We start from the raw sequence: 20,947 nt of genomic DNA, 5'->3' as shown, positions 1-20,947 counted from the left end.
GCTGCGGGTTACGCCACGATGTCCTGGGCCGTCACCTCGGCCCCGAACCCCTGCTCCCAGACTGTCCTCAGGCGCACCGCTTGACGTACCAGCTGTGACGATCCGCCGCGCGCGGCCGTTTCGGCGAGCCCGGGTATCGGCTCGGCACCCACCGGGCCACAGTGCTCCACGCACTCGGCGGCCACGGAGAGCAGGTCGCTCAGGCCGCGAGGCCCCTTCTTGTGCGCCAGCAGCCCGGGCAGCACTCCCGTCAGCACGGAGAGCACAGTCCGGTACGCGCCGGTGGCGGCAGCCGTACGGGTGGCGTCCGCGAGCCGGTTGGGCTTCACCAGGTTGTGTTCGAGGAGGTTTGCCAACTCCTTGCCCAGCAACGCCGCGTCCAGCCGGTCCTGGGCCGCGAGTGTCAGAAGCGCGTCCACTGCCGACAGCCGGTCCTCCGGATACCGGGCTCCCATCGCGTACGCCACGGCCAGGTGGATGGCCTCGCCGGCCGGCCCGCCGAGCTCGACCAGCGCGGTCAGCGGCTCGGCCGCGCCCCGTATTTCATCGATTGCACAGGTCGCGAGGTTCGGCAGCAGCCATGCGGTCAGTGTCTCGCCGTCCTCCGGCAGCGTGGCGGTCCAGGACTGTGGGCTCTCGCCCCAGTGATAGCAGAGCCGACGCGGGACACGCGGATGGCCCAGCCCGTGGAAGGAACGAGGAAACTCCTGCTGGATGAACGGGCGTTCCTCGGTGGCCATCAGGACGCGCCGTGTCCAGTCCGTCGCTTGCTGCGCCCAGCCGCCGGACGAGGACCGTTGCTTCTCCGGATCGAACCGGTACACGGGCGCGAGAGGCTCGCCGTCCCGCAGCCAGGTGGCCAGCCGGTCACCCTCCGGAGTGCCGAGCAACTCGGCCGCCGCCGCTGCCTCGCGCTGACCGCCGCGTCGTACGCGCAGCAGGGCCTGGGCGAAATCGGCCTCTCCGGGCCGGATCCCGAGCTGTATGTACGTATGCAGCCGATCGACGAGCACGGCCGGGTCGAGCGAGCCGGTGTGCCATGTCGGGATGGCCAACAGGAACGGCACGCTGCCGCTCAGCACGGCTTCGGCGGCCTCCCACAGGCGGGCCTTCATCACCCCGTCGAGCGCGGCATGGACGCAGGTCCCGGTACCGGTCCAGGCGGCGCGCCCGTCCCGCACGGCCTGAACAGGAACCTGTCCGAGCACGGCCGCCGCGACGAACTCGATGCCCGCATCCGGGGTGAGCCGCCGCTGGACGTAGGGCAGTTGGCCGTCGTCGAGCCACCACTGGCCCGCCAGTGCCGCACGCAGCGCGTCGGCCAACGCCGGCCGGTCGGTGTGGGCATGGCGGATCAGTCCGTCCATGGCCCGCTCGAAGGAGGTGATCTCCGCCGACGCGGACTTTGCCAGGACCGCCACCTCCTCGACGAGCTCGGGCAGTGTCGCCAGTGCCGGTTCCAGACGCCGCAGCGCCGGAGCGGGCGGCAGCAGCTCCTCGTACGGCTCCGCCGCCGACTGCTCGTCCGGCAGCTCGCCGAACACCTCGGCCGCCATCGCGCGGTGCACCGGACTCAACAGCGCGGCGGACAGGGCGAGTTCCTGCCGCACCGGGTCACTGACGGCGGGCAGGTACCGGGCCACCAGTTTGAGTGCTCGCTCCTGAACGCCGATGTCCTCGTGCCCGAAGGTCTCCACGACGATGGGCAGCAGCTCGCCGGCCGCCGACGGCTCGCGACGCAGCGCCTTGCCGATCAGCACGAGCTGCGCCCGGACCAGCTTCTTCTCGGTGCGGAACAGCACCGATCCCGAGACATCCGCCAGGGCCCGTGCGGTCAGCTCGCCGCGCTCGTCCAGTCGACCGAGCACCTCCTGGGCGTGGCCGGCGACGGTGGAGATTCCGTCCGCGGCCATTCCGATCCAGTCGGCGACCCGCTCGGCCTCCTCCTGCTCGCTCAGCGCCAGCTGACGCAATACGGACAGGAAGAACCGGACATCGCCGGGCTTCCCGCCGCGCAGCAGCCGGGTCACACAACTGTCGACGAGCACCGACCGCTCCAGCTGGCCCTCCTCCGCGAGGACGGCCAGCGCACTGGGCCAATGGCCGGGGTTGTCCGGTTCATCGCACCAGACCACGGACGACGGCAACTCCGTCAATTCGAAGAGCCGCGGCACCAGAACCCTCAGATGCCGGTCGGCGCGGAGGGTGTCGATCAACCGTGCCGGATTCCGCCGCTGCCACTGGGACGTCTCCGCCCAGCCTCGTACGAAGCCTTCCGTGGTGGGCACGGGGCACTGGGCGATCTCCACCAGCCCGGAGATGATCTCGTAGGCGATCTCTGCCGTCGCAGTTCGCGCCGCCAGCCGATGCGCGACGTCACCGAGCCAGGCGGGATCACGGTCCGCCAGGACTTCGAGCACCCGTGGGTGGGGGGACCGCGCCCAGCCGAGCAGATCCCGGCCGCCGACCCAGCCGGCGCAGGCCGCGGCGCCCGTGTGGCAGCCCGCCCCGGCGATCAGCAGGGCTTTCCGGATGCCGTTCTGCTCGTGCCAGCTCCAGCTCCGCGCCTCCTTGCGGAGGGCCTTCAAATCCACCAGGGCCGACCTGCGCTGAGACCGGTCCAGCCGGACCACCAGGGCGGGCACATCCTCGTCGCGCCCCTCCCGTACGGCGGTGAGCAACTCCTTCATCGCACACCCCCGGCGACCGGCGTACCGCGACGGACCATCCGGACGGCCAGCGCGTGCTTGCACGGGCCGCGGCGCCCGCGGTAGTCGACCCACCACTGGCAGGTGCAGCTCAGCGTGCCGTCCTTCTCTCTCACCTGGTAACGACGCTCTCCCGAGGTCACGGCCGCCGTGTCCGCGTCGAGTACGACGGCGCCCGACCCGGCCAGCTGCCGGGCCGCCACCAGCCGCGGATTGTGCCGCTCGGCCCGGTCCGCGTCGTACGGCAGTTCGCGATGGAAGTAGGCCGCGTCGGCGAGGTCGTATCCGACCCGGCCCGCCGTTCCCAACCGAGTGAGCGCCGCTCGCACCCGCTCCACCGACAGACCCGATTGCTCCGCGAGGTCGGCGGGATCGAGCCGTGGCTCCCAGGCCAGCAGGACGGACACCAGCTCGGCGTCGCCCGCGGAATCGTCGGTGGCCAGCGCTTCGAGTACCCCGCCCTCACCGGAGAACCCGCGCGAGGCATCGGGCGACAGCGTCAGGGTGAGCCGCATGCCCGGGAGCACGACCTCCCAGGCACTCGCGGTTGCCGCGCTGTCGACCACCGGCCCGTACACCCGCAGGGACGTCGCATGGCGCAACACCCGCTGCAGGGCCACCAGCCGCTCCGGGCCCGGCAGACACACCGCTCCCGTCACCGGCCGGGTCGTCGGCCGCAGCGTCTTTCCGGCGGGGACCACCCACCGCGCGCCCCGCGAGGCAGTGCCCGACGAGCGAGGCAGCGAACGCAGGAACCGCACGGCCTCGGCGGCCGACAGCTCGGCCCGCAGATCGAACCCGGCGGACACCACCTGCGCCTCGGCGAACCCGCGCAACCACCGGTCGGGCAGGGGCACCTTCTTCTCCACCACCGGTCCGTCCAGCGTGGTGACGGCCATCTCGTCCGGACCCACGCGCAAGTGCAGCGGATCGTCTCCCGCTATCCGCGAAAGTGCCTCCCGCAGCGGATTGTTGACATCCACATTCGTCGTGCCGTGGCCCGTCTCCGCACCGTCCAGGCCGTCCCGCAGCACATCGAGGCGTGCGTACACCCCGCAGCAGCCGGAGAACGACTCGAAACGCAACCGGTCTCCGTTGCCCGTCACCACCGGGTCGAGCGACGAGGGCAGGGTGCGCTGGTAGTAGCGCGCGGATGCCACGTCCGCCACGGCCAGCAGGCCGCGGGCAGCGGTCGCCGGCGAGGTGAGAAAACCGGAGAAGAACCGGGGGTGCGGCTCGGTGCCCCGCGGCGTGAGGCCACCGGAAGTCTCCAGGCCGAGGTTCTGCCCGGCCTGCGAGAACTCCAGCGCGGACGGGCGTGAGTAGGCCAATGCCTGCACGGATTTGGTCATGCAAGAACCGTAGAACCCAGCACTGACAATCGGCTCCGGATCACCGCCCGGGGCCTTGGCGCAGCAGGCCGGTTCACTGTCCTACGCGGCCGGGTTGCAGCACCTTGCTGAACAGGACCGAGCCGCCTTGCGCCCGCAGCCGCACCGTCAACTCGCCGCTGTGGCCGTCGATGTCGACCTCGCCGAAGTACTGCGGAGTCTCCATCGGCGAAACGTTCGCGCGGTCGGGCGCCCGCACGAAGACCCGGTCGGGACCGAACGTCGCGTCGAGTGCGTTGGCCGGGAATTGACCCGCGGCCAGAGGGCCCGACACGAACTCCCAGAACGGTGCGAAATCCTTGAACGCCGCACGCTCGGGCTCGTAGTGCTGCGCCGATGTGTAGTGCACATCGGCCGTCAGCCAGACGGTGCCGGTGATCTTTCGGTGCTTGATGAACCGGAGCAGTTCCGCGATCTGGAGCTCACGTCCGAGCGGCGCTCCGGGATCGCCCTGTGCGACTGCCTCGAAGTCCGTCGCACCGTCCGTGACCACCAGCCCCAGCGGCATGTCCGCGGCAATCACCTTCCACACCGCGCGGGACCGCGACAACTCGTGCTTCAGCCAGCCGAGCTGCTCGGCGCCGAGGATGCCGGTGGTGTCGTCGGGCTGCCGGCCGGGGGAGTTGGCGTTGCGGAAGGACCGCATGTCTAGAACGAACACATCGAGAAGCGGACCGTGCCGCACCACCCGGTGCATCCGGCCCTCGCCAGCCGAGGCACGCAGCGTGGACACCGGGAAGTACTCGCGGAACGCCCGCATCGAACGGGCCGCCAGGACATCGACGTTCTTCTCGGTGTAGCGGGAGTCGTCGAGGATCTGTCCCGGGTACCAGTTGTTGCGCACCTCGTGGTCGTCCCACTGAACGATCGAAGGCACCTGTGCGTTGAACCGGCGAACGTTCTCATCGAGGAGGTTGTAACGGAAGTTCCCGCGGTATTCGGCAAGGGTCTCGGCGACCTTCGCCTTTTCCTCGGTGGTGATGTTGCGCCACACCCGCCCGTCGGGCAGGTTCACGCTGGGCTCGATCACCCCGTCCGCGTAGATGCTGTCGCCGCTGCAGAGGAAGAAGTCCGGGTCGAGGCGGCGCATCTCGTCGTAAACCACGTAGCCGCCGATGTCCGGATTGATGCCCCAGCCCTGGCCCGCGATGTCGCCGGACCACAGGAAACGCACCCCGTCCTGGCGCCGGGCGGGCGCGGTACGGAAGGTTCCGTACACCGGTTCGCCGGTGCGTCGGGGGTCCTCGGGGTCCGCGAGCGTGACCCGGTAGTGCACCTGCTCACCCGGCGGCAGCCCGTGGAGCGGTGTCATCCCGGTGAAGTCGGTGCCGGAACCGAGCAGCGGACCGTGCCAGGTGCGGGCCCGCCGGAAGGACTCCGTCGCCGACGTCTCCACGACCATCCGTGCCGGGCGGTCCGAACGAACCCACACCAGCGCCGAGGACGAGGTGACATCGCCCACCTGTACGCCCCATGCGGCACGCGGCCGGCCGGACAGAGCGAAGGCGGGGGCCGCGGCACCCATCAAGGGGAGCGTGAGCGCGGCCGACGCGGCGAGCGAACCGCGCAGCACACCACGGCGGTCGAGGGACGGAATACGCGGACGGTACGACATCGAGGCGCCTCCGGGCGGTGGTCAGCGGACGCAGCGGGGTGGCCGGTCGGCCGACCCCACCCTTGTGCCCGTCGGCGGCGCGCACACCAACCTCAGATGAACACCCGACTACGGCTCTCACCGGTGTGCGGTCCCTTCGCATCCCGCTGAGCTGCCGCCAGCAACCGCACCCCTTCGGCGATGTCCGGGGGAGGCAGATGCGCGTATCCGAGCACCAGGTTCACCGTTCGGTCCGCGCAGGGCAGGGCGCCGAAGTCGCTCAGTGGCCGCAGGGCCACTCGGACCTCGTCCGCGCGCGCCAGGAACACCGGCTCGGGCCCGTACCGTTCGGGCAGTCGGGCGATGATGTGCAGACCGGCGGCGATCCCGCTCACCTTTGTACCGGGGAAGTGCTCCGCCAACGCCGCGCTCATCGTGTCGCGGCGTTGGCGGAGCACTTCCCCGGTACTCCGCCAACGCCGCGCTCATCGTGTCGCGGCGCTCACGGTAGGCGCGCTGGCAGCGGCGCAACTGCCGGTCGTAGCCGCCGCGCGCGATGAAGTCGGCGAGGACCGCCTGGTCGACGGCCGGATTGCCCAGATCCATCGTGCGTTTGCGCGCGACGATCTCGTCGGTCATCGTCGCCGATGCGAGCAGCCAGCCCAGCCGTAGCCCCGGGGCGAGCGATTTGCTCACCGAACCGGTGTACGCGACATGTTCCGGGTCGAGACCCTGCAGCGAGCCGACGGGCGCGCGGTCATAGCGGAAGTCGCCGTCGTAGTCGTCCTCCACGATCAGCCCCCCCGTGGTGCGTGCCCAGTCCAGGAGCCTGCCCCGCCGGGCGGCAGAGTAGGCAATTCCGGTGGGGAACTGGTGTGCCGGAGTGGTCACGACCGCACGGACCCCCGAGCGTCCGAGAGCCTCGGCGGCCAGTCCCTCGCCGTCGAGCGGCAGCCCGGTGGTGGTGATGCCGGCCGATGCGAACAGCGCGGCATGCTCGGGGCTGCCGGGATCCTCGACGCCGACGGCCCGTATTCCCCGTCCGCGCAGAACGAACCCGAGCAGCGTCATCGCCTGCGCCACGCCGGAGCACACCATCAGGCGCTCCGGATCGGCGACCACGCCCCGGCGCCTGGTCAGCAGGGCGGCCAGGGCTTCGCGCAGTTCGGGCAGCCCGCGCGGATCGGGGTAGCCGAGTGCGCTGTGCGGCAGCCGGTCGAGCACCGAACGGTAGGTGGCGGCCCACGCGCTGCGCGGAAACAACGACAGATCCGGCGTACCAGGACGGAAGTCCACGCGTGCGCCGTGCGGGCGCGGAGCGCGATGGCGCGCGCTCGGGGTGGCGGCCCGAACGGTCCCGCTCACCCATGTGCCCGCACCCCGTCCACTGCGCAGGTACCCCTCCGCGGTGAGCTGTTCGTACGCCTCGGTGACCAGTCCCCGAGACACCCGCAGATCGGCGGCGAGCGCACGGCTGGACGGCACTCTCGTACCCGGAACGAGACGGCCGGAGCGGACGGCTTCGCGCAGTGCCGACTGGAGCGCGCGACCACGCCGACGTGCCGGGGCGGCGGCAGCCGGAAGCAGTAACTCCCAGGCAGCGGAGCCGAAATCCCCGGTCTCCACACGGCCCGATGGCGGATTGGTCCCGGAAGACGTCACGAAAGTGGACCTTAAACCGGACCGCGATGCTGCCTAGAAGACTGCTGAAAATCTTTTGCGTTCTGGCCCCGGACCGGCAGGTCCGGGGCCAGTCTTGTGAGCATGCAGGGGGAATGGGCCGGGGAGATGGTCGGGCCGGATGTGTGGGAGACCTGCCGGGAGTTGATCCCGGCAGGGAGTGTGTTCGCTTTCCTGGCCGAGCATCGTGAGGTGCTGTTCCCGCCAGAGTTCTTCGCGGACATGTATCCGTCGGCCAACGGACGGCCGTCGTTGCCGCCGCAGGTGCTGGCCGCGATGGTGGTACTGCAGAGCCTGCAGGGGCTGTCGGACTTCGAGACAGTCCAGGAACTGCGGTGTGACCTGCGCTGGAAGGCCGCCTGCGGGCTGGGCCTGTACGACACCGCCTTCGATCCCTCGCTGCTGACCTATTTCCGGCGCCGGCTCGCCCGCTCGGCCGACCCGACGCGGATTTTCACCAAGGTCAAAGAGGTGGTGACTGCCACCGGTGTCCTCAGAGGAAAGCAGCGCCGGGCGCTGGACTCCACCGTCCTGGACGATGCGGTGGCCACTCAGGACACCGTCACCCAGATCGTGGCCGCGATCCGCCGGGTGATCCGTGAGGTCCCCGGCGCCGGCGAGGTCGCCGGCCGGTGGTGTACTGCTCACGACTACACCGACCCCGGCAAACCCAGGATCGCCTGGAATGACGAAGCCGCCCGCGAGGCGCTGGTCGACGCCCTGGTGACCGACGCGCTCAACATGCTCGGCCGTCTTCCCGAGCGTGAGCTGGGCGAGCGGGCCGCGAACGCGGTGGGCCTTCTCGCCCTCGTCGCAGGCCAGGACGTGGAGCCGGCCGAGGACTCCGACGGCCGCGACGGACGCTGGCGCATCGCCATGCGCACCGTGCCCGACCGGACGGTGTCCACCGTCGACCCCGATGCCCGGCACATCCACAAGAACCGAACCCGCCACCAGGAGGGCTTCAAAGGGCACGTGTCCTTCGAGCCAGAGGCCGGACTGTTCACTGCCGTCGCGTTAACCAGCGGCTACGGGCCGGACAACCACGAGGCCGCCGTCGCGCTGGACCTGCTGGCCGACGAAGACCACAGCGAGGGCGAGACGCTGACCGTGCTCGGCGATTCCGCCTACGGCACCGGCGACCTGCGTGAACAACTGACCGCCCAGGGCCACGTCCTGGTGGTCAAGCCGCCGCCGTTGCGGCAGGCCGTCCCCGGAGGCTTCACCATCGACGACTTCCACGTCGACACCGACGCCGCCACCGTGACCTGCCCGGCCGGACAGACCGCGAACCTGGGCCGCACCAAGGCCGACGGAGGCCGCACCGCCCAGTTCAAACGGCTGTGCACCGGCTGCCCGCTGCGGGAACGCTGCACAACCTCCAAGACCGGACGGGTTATCAACGTCCACCCTCAGCACGAACTGCTGACCGCAGCCCGCGTCCAGGCCGCCACCGACACCGCCTGGCAGGACGAATACCGCCGATGGCGGCCCCCGGTCGAACGCGCCATCGCCTGGCTCGTCGCCCACGGCAACCGCAGAGTCCGCTACCGAGGCGTCATCGCCAACAACATCGCACTCCACCACCGCGCCGCCGCCCTCAACCTCCGCCGACTGATCAACCTCGGACTCACCCGCACCAACACCACCTGGCACCTCGCCCCGGCCACCCCATGACGAAGAAGGGGCCGCCCGGCCTACGGCCAAACAGCCCCTCAACAAGATTTTCAGCAGTCTTCTAGCGTCGGCTCCACGAACGTCACCTCTCTGCGCGGGGCGCTCCTCGCAGCCTTCGCCTGCATGCTCGTGGGCGCCTCCTTCACCGCCAACGGCGTCCTCGGCCACTACCCGTACGCGGGCGGCCAGGCGCTGTGGTACGGCCTTGCGGCGCTGTTGCTCCTGCCCCTCCTGGCCCGCGACGGACAGTCCCGCCCGGCTGCCGCGCTGCGTGCCCTCACCCTGCGCGAGTGGGGACGGCTCGCGCTGCTGGCAGCCGTCGGCATGGTCGGCTTCAATCTGGCCGTCCTCGGCGCGGAACGCTCCGCGGAACCCGCCGTTCCAGGGGTGTTCGTCGGCTGTGCTCCGATCCTCGTCGCCGTTCTCGTGCCGCTGCTGGACGGGCGTCGGCCGACGCGAACGGTCCTGTACGCGGCCGCGCTCGTCGCCGCCGGAGCGTTCACCGTCCAGGGGTGGGGTCGTACGGACCTGGCGGGCATTCTCTGCTCGGTCGGCGCGCTGGCGGGCGAGGTCGGCTTCGCCGTCCTCGCCGTACCGGTGCTGCGCCCGCTGGGGCCGAAGCTGCTGTCCGCCACGGTGTATGGACTCGCCGCTGCGGAGTCCGTGCTGCTCGGTGTACTGCTTGACGGCGGGGGTGTTCTGCGGGCGCCGACACCTGGCGAGGCCATGGCGCTCCTCTGCCAGGCGGCCGTGGTCACCGTCGTCGGTTTCGTCTGCTGGTACATGGGTATGCAGCGCATCGGCGCCGAACGCGCCACGCTCTTCTCCGGCCTGATCCCGGTCTCCGCCGCACTCACCGCACCGCTCGTCGGCACCGGTTCGTACGGCATCCCGCAGGCCGGCGGGAGCCTTCTGGTCGGTCTGGGCGTGGCGCTGGGGTCGGGATTCCTTTCGGGGCGCGACGTGGCGCCGGGCGCCGGTTCAGCGACTGGTGTCGAGGATGACGCGCGCCACGAGGGCAGGGTCGTCGTTCATCGGAACGTGCCCGCAACCGGGCAGCCGCACCAGCCGGGCACCGGGGATGGTGTGCTTGGCCCTGATTCCCTGACGGCGCAGCAGCAGCCGGTCGCGGCTTCCCCAGGCGACGGTCAGGGGCAGCTCCGGCACATCGTCGGTGAACGCGACACTCCGCCCGACGGCAAGCGTCTGGTGGAAACCGGTCGCCTCGCGCAGGGCGACGGTCTCCGCGACAACGGCACCGGGTGAACGGCGGCCCGGCCGGGCGTAGATGGTGCTGGTCAGGGACGCCCGTCCGGCCGCACTGTGCGAGAGCCGTTCGATCACCGGCATGGGCATCGACAGTGCGCCCTGCCGCATCGCGCGCAGTGTCCCGAACGCATAGCAACGCTCACCCTCCGTCCAGAAACCTGCGGGCGACAGCGCCGTCACCGATCGCACGAGTTTCTCCCGGCCCAGTTCCAGCGCCAGCAGACCGCCGAGCGAATTGCCCGCCACGTGCGGACGGTCCAGGCCGAGCTGCGCGCAGAACGCACCGAGCACCCGGAACCACGCTCGCAAGGTCGTACGGAACCCCCTCGGGCAACGCCGGGGAGGTACCGAAACCGGGAAGGTCCACGGCGATCACGTCCCGTTCCGCGGCCAGGACGGACAGCACCGGGTCCCAGGCCTGACGGTGGTGGCCAATGCCGTGGAGCAGCAGCAACGGCTCGCCGGAACCGGTCCGTTCATACGCCACGGATACGTTTCGAGGGCCTCGCGGTGAGTCGACACTGAACGAGACCGTGGTGGCCATGCTGGTGCTCCCGGATGATCCGGCATGAACAGGCCATGCCTGAGTGCCTGACGCTGTCGGGGACCTTGAAAATCGGAGTCGTTTAGCGTGATCTGAGTGCCAGTCAAGGGTTCCGTTTCTCCTGATTAGAGACTTGCAGATAGGCCGGCGAGCCGGTGCGGCCGCAGCGAATGCGTTGGTGACCGTTGAGCGAACGCTTCGTTCGTGCCTGCCGGTGTCCACGTGACTGGAGCGGCTGGAGTGTCGATGGCGTTCACCCGTTCGTGGTGGCCATGCCGGGAATTGAAGGCCCAGTGATCTGCGCGGGTGGGACGGTTGGCGCCCGCGACTCCGGAGGTTCGAGATGTGTGTTCGCCCCCGTACCGGCTGTGTGATCCCCGAGCTGACCGTGCGGGTCGCCCGGGCGAGCAACCCCAGGGGCACCACCGCCATGGCCATCCGTGACCACCTCAACGGCCTGTGGAGCGACGAGGACTTCGAGGAGTGGTATCCCAGAGACGGCAAGCCGGGCCTGTCGCCTGCCCAGTTGGCGACCGTGTCGGTCCTGCAGTTCCTGCTGGAGCTGTCCGATCGGCAGGCCGCCGAATCCGTACGGAACCGCATCGACTTCAAGTACGCCCTGGGTATGGAGCTGGAAGACCCCGGCTTCCATCACAGCGTCTTGGCTGACTTCCGCGAGCGCCTGGCCGTGGAGGGCCGGGCGGACAAACTGCTGGATCTGGCGCTGGAGAAGATCCGGGCCGTCGGTCTGGTCCGGGAACGCGGCCGGCAGCGCACCGACTCCACCCACGTCCTGGCCGCGGTGCGGGACCTGACCCGCCTGGAACTGGTCACCGAGGCCATGCGCGCCGCCCTGGAAGAACTCGCCCGCGGGCGCCGCACGAGCTGGTCGGCCTGGTGACCGAGGACTGGGGCCGGCGTTACGGCCGTGCTGCCCGGCTGGGGAAGAACCCCTCCCGGCCCAAGACCAGGATCAAGGAGACCGCCGAGGACATCCGCCTGCTCCTGCGCTACGTCCACCGCTACCTGCCTGCTCTCCGCGACGGCGAGCAGGTCCAGGCCCTGCGCCAGATCTTCGTGCAGAACTACTGCACCGACGCCCAGGACCGCCCGAAGTGGAGGGATGCGGAGGATGCCGGCCTGCCTCCCTCGGCCGTCGCCATCGTCTCGCCCTACGACGTGAGTGCTCGCTACGCGCGCCGGGGCGAGACGCGTTGGAAGGGCTTCCTGGCGCACGTCACCGAAAGCTGCGACCCGGACACGCCGAGCGTGATCACCGACGTGACCACCACCAAGGCTCCCGTCCACGACACCAAGGCCCTCGCCGGCATCCTGGCCAACCTCCAGCATCGAGACCTGCTGTCGAAGGAGCACTTCGTCGACGGCGGATATCTCTCCGTCGCACTCAAGCAGCAAGTCGCCCGCGAACACGGTGTTGGCCTGGTCGGACCGATCCGGGCCAGGAGCACCCGCCGGTCCCGCAAGGGCACCGTCTTCCACCGTGAAGCTTTCAACATCGACTGGGACGCAAAGCAGGTCACCTGCCCGCAGGGCAAGGTGAGCCGCCGGTGGTCGACGCCACCCTCCCTCGCGCCCTACGTCAACGTCGAGTTCTCCCCAGATGGCTGCCGCCAGTGCCCGGTGAAGACCGCCTGCACCCGCACCGACGCCCGGAAGGTCTCCTTCCTGCCGCGCGATCTCTACGACATCCAGTCCGAGGCCCGGACTGAGCAGCAGACCCAGGAGTGGCTGTCGCGGTACTCGCTGCGGGCTGCCATCGAGAGCACGATCAGCGAGTTCGTCAACGGCCACGGCATGCGCCAATGCCGCTACCGCAGCCAGGACAAGGCTCACGTCCAGCACGTCCTGACCGCCATCGCGGTCAACCTCGAACGCATCAGTACCCACCTGCCGCCAGCACCACCTCGGCAGCCCCGGCACCCAACCGCTCTCCAGGACTTCCTCGACTGGTAGCACATCCCGCGACCCCGGTCCTGGCGCGTTGCCACCCACCCCGCAGACTGACTTGATCACTCGGCGGTGCCCACCACCTTGCCCCGGAGCCTGCCAAAGCCGATTCCGGCGAAGGACCAGCCTCCAACCTGCGGCCGGGAGCGTGACCTCAGCTCATCTGGTCTCCGTGATCACTGGACAGGCCAGCTGCAGCCGCCCAGAAGAAGACGTGCCCGCACGTGGGGGATGGCATTCGCGAGCGTTCGGCGAGGACGATCAGCGCACGGCGCAGTTCCGTGCCCAGTCGGATGAGCTGGAGGCTGTACTGCCCACCCCTGTAGGCGTACAGCCGGAAGACCTTGACGGCCAGTTCGTCGCGGCCGTCGGCGAAGGTGTCCGGGAGTCCGGCGAGCAGCTCGAAGTCGCGTTTACCGGTCGCCGCGTCAGCCACCGCGCTCAGAGGTAGGACGTCAAGTTCTGCGGCAGATACGGAAGTGTCGATTGCGACGGCATGGGCGGCCAAGGCCGCAAATACCTCGATCAGCCGCTCGCCTTCCACGATGTTGATGCCCCAGGCCCCCAGGTGCTCGTGGCGGCGGGCCTGGCGCCACGCCTCCTGGTCCACCACAGGCAGCAGGACACGGCCCAGGTGCGCGCAGCGACGCCACAGCAGGTCGTGATCGGAGGCCACGGTCGATCCTCCCTAGGTGAGTGGAACACATGGGGCCGAGGACCAGCCCGACCGCCGCAGGCCCTCCAACTTCCCACTACGCGCAATGCACGTACAGAGCGGAAACCAAGATCCCCGACAGCGTCAGGCACTGAACTTGTCGTTTAACCCCGTCAGGGGCTGACGTAGTCGCCCCAGCCGAATGTGGCAACGTAGGCCCGCTGGAGGGCATCCCCGCCACGTCCGCCGCGGAGGCGAATGACTGCCAGCGCGAGGGCAAACCAGGCGGTGAAGCACCCGGAGACGATCAAGGTCCAGCGAGGGCCTGCGACACTGGCGATGACGACCAGGGCAATGACCGTCACGAGCAGTCCAACGTGGGCACCGCCGACGTCTGCGCGCAGTGCTTTCCGTATGGCCTGACGGTCAGCACGGATATCTTGCGTGTACTGGTCCGATGATGCTCCGGAGCCATTGTCGGACTTGCTGTCATGTGTCATGAGATCCACCCGTCGAAGTCATGTCAGCCCACGCCACGAGCAGATTACGACGCTTTGCCACCGGTGTCGGCATGGTTTCCTCGCCGGGGTTTGGTCCCCTTCTTGTGATGGGCGGGACGGCTGTATGCCTCGCCGGTGGCAAGGACCCGGCCGACGTCATGACGGGTGGCCGGTCGGCGGTTCTTCGAACCTGGCGGCCGACCGGGACCTGGGTGGGAAGGTTTCGGTGCACCGGCTGGGGAGCCGGCCTTCGCACGCAGGTTTCTGAACCCCCTGCGGACCCGGGCAGGCGTGAGCCTGTCCGGGTCGGCCGGCTTCTCCCAGGGCCTGCGGAGGTCGGTGGCCAGCGGGCGGGCGAGCCGGAGCTGGGCATAGGCGGCGATCACCAGCCATGTCCACCGGTCGGCCGCCTCCGAGCTGCGAAGCCGGGGCTTGGTCCAGCCGAGCGTCTGCTTGAACAGGCGGAACGTGTGCTCGATGTCGAAGCGCCGCAGGAAGGACTGCCAGCAGCGGTCGACGTCCGCCGCGGTGGCGTCGGTGCCCGACCACCACAGCCATACCGGCTTGTTCACCCCGCCGCTGGGCAGCTTCTCCACGACCAGGCGGACGACGGTGCCTTGATAATGGGCAGCGGGCCGTCGTGGTCGAGCCAGGCAGCCCGGCGGGTGAGCCGCGGGTGCAGCCAGTCCCACGCTTGCGCGGTCGCCTTTCCGTAGAGCCGGGTGTCCGTGGTCGTCACGGCTTGTTCGGCGCCCCAGGTACTGGGATCGCCGAAGACGAACTCGCCGCCGTGCTTGGGCGGTCGGCCACCCTTGGGGTCGTAGACCCGTGGCGGTGTCGCCCGACGCATCACGCGGTCGGACCGGAGCCGGCCGAGGATCTCGACCGGTAGCCCTGCCAGCAGATGGGCGATGCGCGGGGCGTCGTATCCGGCGTCCAGCACGACCAGGACCTCCGGGTCACCCGGTTTCCACTGGTCGGCAGCGACGAGCCGCTCGACGACCTCGCGGATCTGCAACGCGGTCACTGCGGCAACATCGGCGCCGGGCTCCAGGCGGACCGCATCCAGCACCGCCGTCCAGGACGTGCGGCCGGTCTCCAGCGCGGCCACGACCGAGTACGGCCAGCCCGGCACCATCTGGTGCTTGCCCTCGCCCCTGCCGAAGGTGTGGCAGAAGGCCCGGTCGGCACAGGTGTTGGCATCCGGTCGAAGCCATGGCGAGACGTCCACGGCCAGCACCAGCCTTCCGTCCGCCGCCCTCGGCAACGGCACCTCGGCCAGCGCGCGACGCAGCCGTCAAACGTCGATCCGTCCCTGGTTGAGCCCGCCGTACAGAGCTCCGTGACCGCGGCGGTGTTCAGGCGCGAGCGCGAGATCGACCAGCGTCCGTACCGGCGCGTCCGTGCACAACAGCGCGTCGCATAACTCGAACAACGCGTCGCCCCGCACGGTCATGCACGCGTACAGCTCCGACCGGAAGTGTGACACTTCCGCGAACGCATCCCGCGGGACTCCCTGATGCACCAAATTCACGACCACGGCCTTCGCGCTGATCCACTCTGTGACGGAGCACAGGATCAGACGAAGGCCGCTTCCATGTCCGCTGAACTGCGAAAAAACCGATCAAGTTCGAGCCGCGTTCGGCCCCGGACCATAAACGACAAGCTGAAGGCGACTTAGGCGTCTCGTCAATAACAATTACCGCCCGGTAGCTTGCAGTTCAAGAGGGCGGGGCGATTCGTGCTGGACAGGGTGCGGCGGGTCGGCTGGGATGAAGGGGTGACAGCTGACACCGTGACCGACGTCTTCGAGGAGCATCGCTCCATGCTCACCGGGGTCGCCTACCGCATGCTGGGCAGGATCACCGATGCCGAGGATGTCGTGCAGGAGGCGTGGCTGCGCTGGTCGTCGGCATCGCGCGAAGATGTGCGGGAGCCGCGCGCCTTCCTCGTGAGGATTACCACCCGGCTGGCCATCGACCGACTGCGGCAGGCGAAGTCGCAGCGCGAGGCGTATGTCGGTCCGTGGCTGCCGGAGCCCCTGGTCACCGACTTCGGGCCGACCGTGCCCGATACCGCGGAACAGGCCGTTCTCGCCGATTCCGTGTCCGTCGCCGTGCTCGTCGTTCTCGAATCGCTGTCACCTCTGGAACGGGCCGTTTTTGTTCTGCGTGAGGCCTTCGGATTCCCGTACGCGGAGATCGCCGCCACGCTGGGCCGGTCCGAAGCGGCGGTACGCCAGCTCGCGGGACGCGCGCGGCGCCATGTCGAGGAGCGCAAGCCGCGCTACGACGTCGACCCGGCCCACCGCCGTGACCTTACGGAGCGGTTCCTCGCCGCAGCGGCGGGCGGGGACATCGAGGAGCTGCTGGTCCTACTCGCACCCGATGCGCGGCTCGTCGGTGACGGCGGTGGGAAGTCCAAGGCGCCGCTCCGGGTCATCGAGAGCGCCGGCAAGGTCGGCCGCTTTCTCTTCGCGGTCGTTCACGATCAGGTCCCGGACCTCGACATCCGGTTCCTGGAGCTCAACGGCGGGCCGGGCCTGCTGGTGCTCTCGGGCGGAAAGCCCGACTCCGTCTTCCAGGTGGACGTCAGGGGCGGACTCATTCAGTGCGTATATATCGTGCGCAATCCTGACAAGCTCGCCAGTCTGGCTGGGGAGTAGCCGCACATTCCGGCCGTTGGGACGCGCGCTTCCAGCTGGCGCAAGCACCTCCGGTTCGCTCAGGGACCCCTCTGTGGCCACTGCTCGAAAGCCCCACGGTTGCCCGAAGCCCCACGGGCCTGGCCTTGGGGCCTTGTGCTGTGGGCGGCTTACGGCACCAAGAGTGTCCTGTGCGCGCTTTGCGGTAGAAGTCCGTTTCGCTGTGTGACCGAAGGAGGATTGGTCTTGACCAAGGGGGTGTCCCGTCCTATGGTCTCAACGTTAAGACAGGAACCTTTAATAAATAACGTCGCGGAATAGCCGCTGGGTGATTGCGGAGGACAGGGTGGGGACCACGCAGCTGGAAACGGTGCAGGAGCCGAAGTACTGGCACCTCAAGACCGTGCTCAGTGAGGCACTCGACTCGGACTTTGCGGTGGGCGAGATCCTGCCCAACGAGCGTGAACTAGCCGCCCGGTTCGGAGTCGCGAGGGCGACGCTCCGGCAAGCTCTGGAACAGCTCGAACTCGAAGGCAAACTGCAACGCCGTCGTGGCGTCGGGACCACTGTCGCCCCGCCGCGGGTCGGGGTCGCCGTCTCCACGGCACAGCGCGACTGGGCCGGCGGCGGTGTCGGCGAGGCATGGCAGCCCGTGGACTGCACGACTGCGATCGCACCAGCATCAGTGGTGGCCATGCTCGACGTGGAGAGCGACGAGCCGGTGCACATCGTCCGCCGGATCCGGGTCACCCAGGGGCAGGCGGTCGCCGCGGAGCTTCTGTACGTCCCGTTGTCATCCCTGCCCGAACTCTCCGCGATCGACGCTCCCTCCGGCCCCGCCCGGGCCCGCGGCGTCCTGCGCGAACTGCACCGGCTCGGCCTCGACGGCCAGGACCGTTCCGTGGAGCTCGGCTCGGCGCGTGCGGACGACGCCAAGGAACTCGACCGGCTTCCCGGCGCCCCCGTTCTCGTCGTCACCACCCGCTACCTCGCGGCCGGCGGCACCGCTGCGCTCTCCGTCGCCACTTACCGGGCCGACACCTGCCGGCTCACCTTCGGCGACTCGGGCGACCTGGAGATCAGCCATCACGGCCAGGAGCGCCAGGCTTCTTGACTCGACCGGCCCCGCCCGCCCGAGACGTTTGGTTCGCGTACGGCCCGTCGCACTCAGCGGCGGGCCGTTACCGTTCCCTCCACGGCGAAGAGCTGCTCCTCCACATGGTCGAGAGCGAGCCGAAGCGCGCCCGTCGCCACCGCCGCCTCGCCGAGCACCGACAGCGTGACCCGCGGCGGCCTGAGACAGTAGCGGGCCAGCTCACGGCGGAGCGGATCCAGCGCGCCGTCCAGTCCCGCGGCCCACCCGCCGATCACCACCACCTCGGGGTCCAGGGCCAGCACCAGCGCCGCGACATCGTGCACCAGACGCTGAATGAACCGCTCCACCGCGGCCTGTGCCAGGGCGTCGCCGTGTCGTGCCTCCGTGAACACGGCGGCGACCGCAGGCTCGTCCAACGGGTCCAACGGCGTGTCCGTCGTCGACAGAAGCCTCTCCGGCGTCGCCTCGCGGCCGAGGAGATGCAGCGCGCCGATCTCCCCCGCCGCGCCGCCGAAACCCCGGTGCAGCCTTCCGCCGATCAGCGAACCGGCGCCCGGGCTCAGCCCGGCCAGGACGAACACGATGTCGTCCGTTTCGGTGGCCGCGCCCTTCCAGTGCTCCGCGACCACCGCAGCATTGGCGTCGTTCTCCACGAGGACGGGACAGCGGAAGGAGCGCCTCAGCCGCTCGCCCAGCGCCAGACCCGTCCAGCCCGGCAGCGCGGTGCCCAGCCGAACGGTCCCGTCGGCCTCCACAATGCCTGGGCTGCCGACGCCGACCGCACGCAGACTGCTCCGGGCCACACCCGTCCTCCGAAGAACATCGGCGACCACGGCCCTGACCTTGTCGAGCCGGTCGTCGGCGCAGGCCGTCTCCGACACCTCGCGTGAGCCCGCCCCGATGATCCGGCCGTCGAGCCCCGACAGCAGAGCGGAGATCCGATGCGGGCCGATCTCGATACCGAGCAGATACCCGGCCTCGGCGCGGAACCGGAACCGGCGGGCCGGCCGACCCTGACGCCGGGTCTCGCCGCCGTCGGGCACCGACTCGACGACCAGCCCGGCCTCGAAGAGCCCCTCCATGACGCCCTCGACCGTCGGCCGGGACAGACCTGTGATCCGGGTAAGGTCCGTGAGGGTGGGGGAGTCGGCGCCCCGGAGGGCATGCAGTACCACCGCGGAATTGATCCGTCGCAGCAGCGACGGATCCCCACCGGTCAGCCGGCCCACGGAGTGTCCTCCCAGCTCGTGCGCAATGTCAGGCGGATCGTACTCGCTGCCCGGGTACAGGGCGACCGTGGGCCGGGACGGACATCCGGAGACGGCGGTCCTCAGCTCGGAGCGACGAACCCGGACTCGTACGCAGCGATCACCGCCTGGGTGCGGTCCCTCGCACCCAACTTGGCCAGCACGGCGCTGACATGGGTCTTCACCGTCTCGACACCGACCACGAGCTTGGCTGCGATCTCCGCGTTCGACAGGCCGCGGGCCATCAGCCGGAGAACTGCGGCCTCCCGCTCGGTCAGTGATGCCCGGTCCATGGCCGCCCGCGCTTTGCTGGTGCCGTACTCGGCGGCGAGCTGCCGGACCGCCGCCGGGAACAACAGCGACTCGCCCTCCGCGACCAGGCGCACCGCATGCACGATCTCTGCGGGCCGGGCACGCTTGAGGAGAAAGCCGTCCGCCCCGGCACGCAGCGCCTCGTACACGTACTCATCGTTCTCGAATGTGGTGACCACCAGGATCTTCGGCGGATCCGGCACGGTGCGCAGCACCACCCGCGTCGCCTCGATGCCGTCCATCAGCGGCATCCTGACGTCCATGGCCACCACATCGGGGCGCAGCTGACGCAGCAACGGGATCACTGCGGCGCCGTCACCCGCCTCGCCCACCACTTCGATATCGGGCTGAGCTTCCAGCACCGCGCGCAGCCCCGCGCGGACGAGGGGTTCGTCGTCGACCAGAAGAACGGTAACCGGCATCAGGTCAGCCTAGGCCGTTCAATGGAAGGCTTGCGTGCACCCTCCATTCGCCGCCGTGCGCACCTGTCTTGGCTATTCCGCCCAGCAACGCGGCCCGCTCACGAATGCCGCGCAAGCCACTCCCACCTCCAGGGGTACCCACGGACCCGGTGAGCGGATTGGTGACCTCCAACTCCAGCCGGCCGTTGGTGACGCTGATCCGCACCCGGACGGGAACCGTCCCGGAGTGACGCAGCACATTGGTGAGGGACTCCTGAAGGATGCGATATCCCTCACGGGAGACCGCCCCCGGAACCTGCTCCAGTGGACCGGACACATCCGCATCGATCTCCGCACCCGAACCACGAGCGGAGTCCAGGAGCCGGTCCGCTTCCGCAAGCGTCGGCTGCTGTCCCGCCGGAGCCCCCGATTCGCGCAGCACCCGCAGAACCCGCTCCAGATCGTCGAGCGCGTCCCGGCCGGTCTCCTCGATTGCGACAAGTGCCCGCTCGGTGAACTCCGGGTCGCGAGCCGCACGTGCCGCACCCGCCTGCACGACCGCGACCGTCAACGCGTGCCCGATCGAATCGTGCAGTTCCCGGGCGATGCGGTTGCGCTCCAGCAACTGCTCGGTGCGCTCCTCCAGAGCGGTCAACCGCTGCACCGGCGAGGGGCCGAGGAGCCGACGCGCGGTGGCGGTGACGAGCTCGCCACTCGCCACGACCACGGCCAACAGCACCAGGATGGGCAGGGGCGAGAGCAAGGCGTACCACCAGTGCGGCTCCACTGCGCGGACCAGCCACTGGCCGGATGGGCGGGTACCCGAGGCGGTGAGGAGGAGATCGACCGCAGTCGCCGACAGCCACACCGTCGCGAACCCTACGACGACGGCGAGCAGCAGGCGTATCTCCAGCCACAACACGGTCCGCCAGCGATCCGACCAAGCGCCCGCAGCGGTTGCGGAAATTGTGGCGTCGGCCCTGCCCCGCTCCGCAGGCGTGAGCAGGAGCTGCGCCTGAACGCCCTCGGCCAGCCGCATGCCAGGCAACAACCCCACCGGCACTGCGAAGATCATGGGCGCCCACGGCGTGTCCATGGAGATGAAGAGCCACACGCTGCAGGCCGCCCCCGGGATGAGGAGATGCAACCATCGGGAGTAGGTGGTTGAGGCGGCCAGCGGGCGGAGGAAACGGAACATGCCGCCATCGTGTCAGCCCGCACGGGCGCGGCGGCTCCCCCGAGCGAGGGAGATGATCCCCAC

Annotated in this window: 13 protein-coding genes and 4 pseudogenes; 6 read left to right on the top strand and 11 right to left on the bottom strand. The window is 69.6% G+C overall.

From position 1 onward, the window contains the following. Window positions 1–8: 8 nt before the first annotated feature. From OH735_RS04750 to OH735_RS04735, 4 genes and pseudogenes are all read right to left on the bottom strand, one after another. Window positions 9–2,690: a DUF6493 family protein gene (locus OH735_RS04750; RefSeq protein ID WP_406379716.1), complete on the bottom strand. Its 2,682-nt coding sequence runs from the start codon at window positions 2,688–2,690 to the stop codon at window positions 9–11. Further along, on the bottom strand, window positions 2,687–4,060 hold the full coding sequence (locus tag OH735_RS04745; RefSeq protein ID WP_406379714.1) for an SWIM zinc finger family protein: 1,374 nt from the start codon (window positions 4,058–4,060) through the stop codon (window positions 2,687–2,689). Before OH735_RS04745 ends, OH735_RS04750 begins: the two co-directional genes overlap by 4 nt. Window positions 4,061–4,133: 73 nt before the next feature. Beyond that, a complete protein-coding gene (locus tag OH735_RS04740) occupies window positions 4,134–5,714 on the bottom strand; it encodes an alkaline phosphatase D family protein (RefSeq protein ID WP_406379712.1) in 1,581 nt (526 codons plus the stop codon). Between the two features lie 92 nt (window positions 5,715–5,806). Continuing rightward, a pseudogene (locus OH735_RS04735) lies at window positions 5,807–7,319 on the bottom strand (PLP-dependent aminotransferase family protein). A 138-nt stretch (window positions 7,320–7,457) separates the two neighbouring features. Between OH735_RS04735 and OH735_RS04730 the strand changes: the two are divergent. Both OH735_RS04730 and OH735_RS04725 read left to right on the top strand, forming a co-directional pair. Further along, entirely contained in the window at window positions 7,458–9,050 is a 1,593-nt protein-coding gene (locus OH735_RS04730) for an IS1182 family transposase (protein ID WP_406378983.1), read from the top strand. Between the two features lie 90 nt (window positions 9,051–9,140). Beyond that, a pseudogene (locus OH735_RS04725) lies at window positions 9,141–9,974 on the top strand (EamA family transporter); the annotation flags it as partial. A gap of 57 nt (window positions 9,975–10,031) precedes the next feature. Here OH735_RS04725 and OH735_RS04720 read toward each other — a convergent pair. Beyond that, window positions 10,032–10,863, bottom strand: a pseudogene (locus tag OH735_RS04720) (alpha/beta fold hydrolase). A gap of 343 nt (window positions 10,864–11,206) precedes the next feature. On the opposite strand from OH735_RS04720, the gene OH735_RS04715 reads away from it, so the two are divergent. Both OH735_RS04715 and OH735_RS04710 read left to right on the top strand, forming a co-directional pair. Continuing rightward, complete coding sequence (locus OH735_RS04715; protein WP_406379710.1) at window positions 11,207–11,764, top strand: transposase; 558 nt, start codon at window positions 11,207–11,209, stop codon at window positions 11,762–11,764. Beyond that, the gene (locus tag OH735_RS04710) at window positions 11,761–12,837 is read left to right on the top strand and encodes a transposase (RefSeq protein WP_406379708.1); all 1,077 of its coding nucleotides are present in this window, start codon (window positions 11,761–11,763) and stop codon (window positions 12,835–12,837) included. Before OH735_RS04715 ends, OH735_RS04710 begins: the two co-directional genes overlap by 4 nt. A gap of 148 nt (window positions 12,838–12,985) precedes the next feature. Here the strand turns inward: OH735_RS04710 and OH735_RS04705 are convergent, their stop codons facing one another. From OH735_RS04705 to OH735_RS04695, 3 genes and pseudogenes are all read right to left on the bottom strand, one after another. Next, window positions 12,986–13,507 (bottom strand): hypothetical protein, encoded by a 522-nt coding sequence (locus OH735_RS04705; RefSeq protein WP_327272014.1) that lies wholly within the window; start codon window positions 13,505–13,507, stop codon window positions 12,986–12,988. Between the two features lie 152 nt (window positions 13,508–13,659). Then, on the bottom strand, window positions 13,660–13,986 hold the full coding sequence (locus tag OH735_RS04700) for a hypothetical protein (RefSeq protein WP_406379706.1): 327 nt from the start codon (window positions 13,984–13,986) through the stop codon (window positions 13,660–13,662). Between the two features lie 44 nt (window positions 13,987–14,030). Then, window positions 14,031–15,520, bottom strand: a pseudogene (locus tag OH735_RS04695) (NF041680 family putative transposase). 246 nt (window positions 15,521–15,766) lie between these two features. Between OH735_RS04695 and OH735_RS04690 the strand changes: the two are divergent. Both OH735_RS04690 and OH735_RS04685 read left to right on the top strand, forming a co-directional pair. After that, window positions 15,767–16,651, top strand: coding sequence for an RNA polymerase sigma-70 factor (locus tag OH735_RS04690; protein ID WP_406379704.1), 885 nt, complete (start codon window positions 15,767–15,769; stop codon window positions 16,649–16,651). Between the two features lie 325 nt (window positions 16,652–16,976). After that, window positions 16,977–17,744, top strand: coding sequence for a GntR family transcriptional regulator (locus OH735_RS04685; RefSeq protein ID WP_406379703.1), 768 nt, complete (start codon window positions 16,977–16,979; stop codon window positions 17,742–17,744). A gap of 53 nt (window positions 17,745–17,797) precedes the next feature. Here the strand turns inward: OH735_RS04685 and OH735_RS04680 are convergent, their stop codons facing one another. The 3 genes from OH735_RS04680 to OH735_RS04670 form a co-directional block, all read right to left on the bottom strand. Further along, window positions 17,798–18,955, bottom strand: coding sequence for an ROK family protein (locus tag OH735_RS04680; protein ID WP_406379701.1), 1,158 nt, complete (start codon window positions 18,953–18,955; stop codon window positions 17,798–17,800). Between the two features lie 101 nt (window positions 18,956–19,056). After that, entirely contained in the window at window positions 19,057–19,707 is a 651-nt protein-coding gene (locus tag OH735_RS04675; RefSeq protein WP_384449854.1) for a response regulator, read from the bottom strand. 4 nt (window positions 19,708–19,711) lie between these two features. After that, a complete protein-coding gene (locus tag OH735_RS04670; protein ID WP_406379699.1) occupies window positions 19,712–20,884 on the bottom strand; it encodes a histidine kinase in 1,173 nt (390 codons plus the stop codon). Window positions 20,885–20,947 lie beyond the last annotated feature (63 nt).

Origin of the sequence: Streptomyces sp. NBC_01618, assembly GCF_045209435.1 — a bacterium.
Classification (GTDB): Bacteria; Actinomycetota; Actinomycetes; order Streptomycetales; family Streptomycetaceae; genus Streptomyces.
Note: the sequence above shows the minus strand (reverse complement) of the source record. Positions and strands in the feature narration are given on the sequence as shown.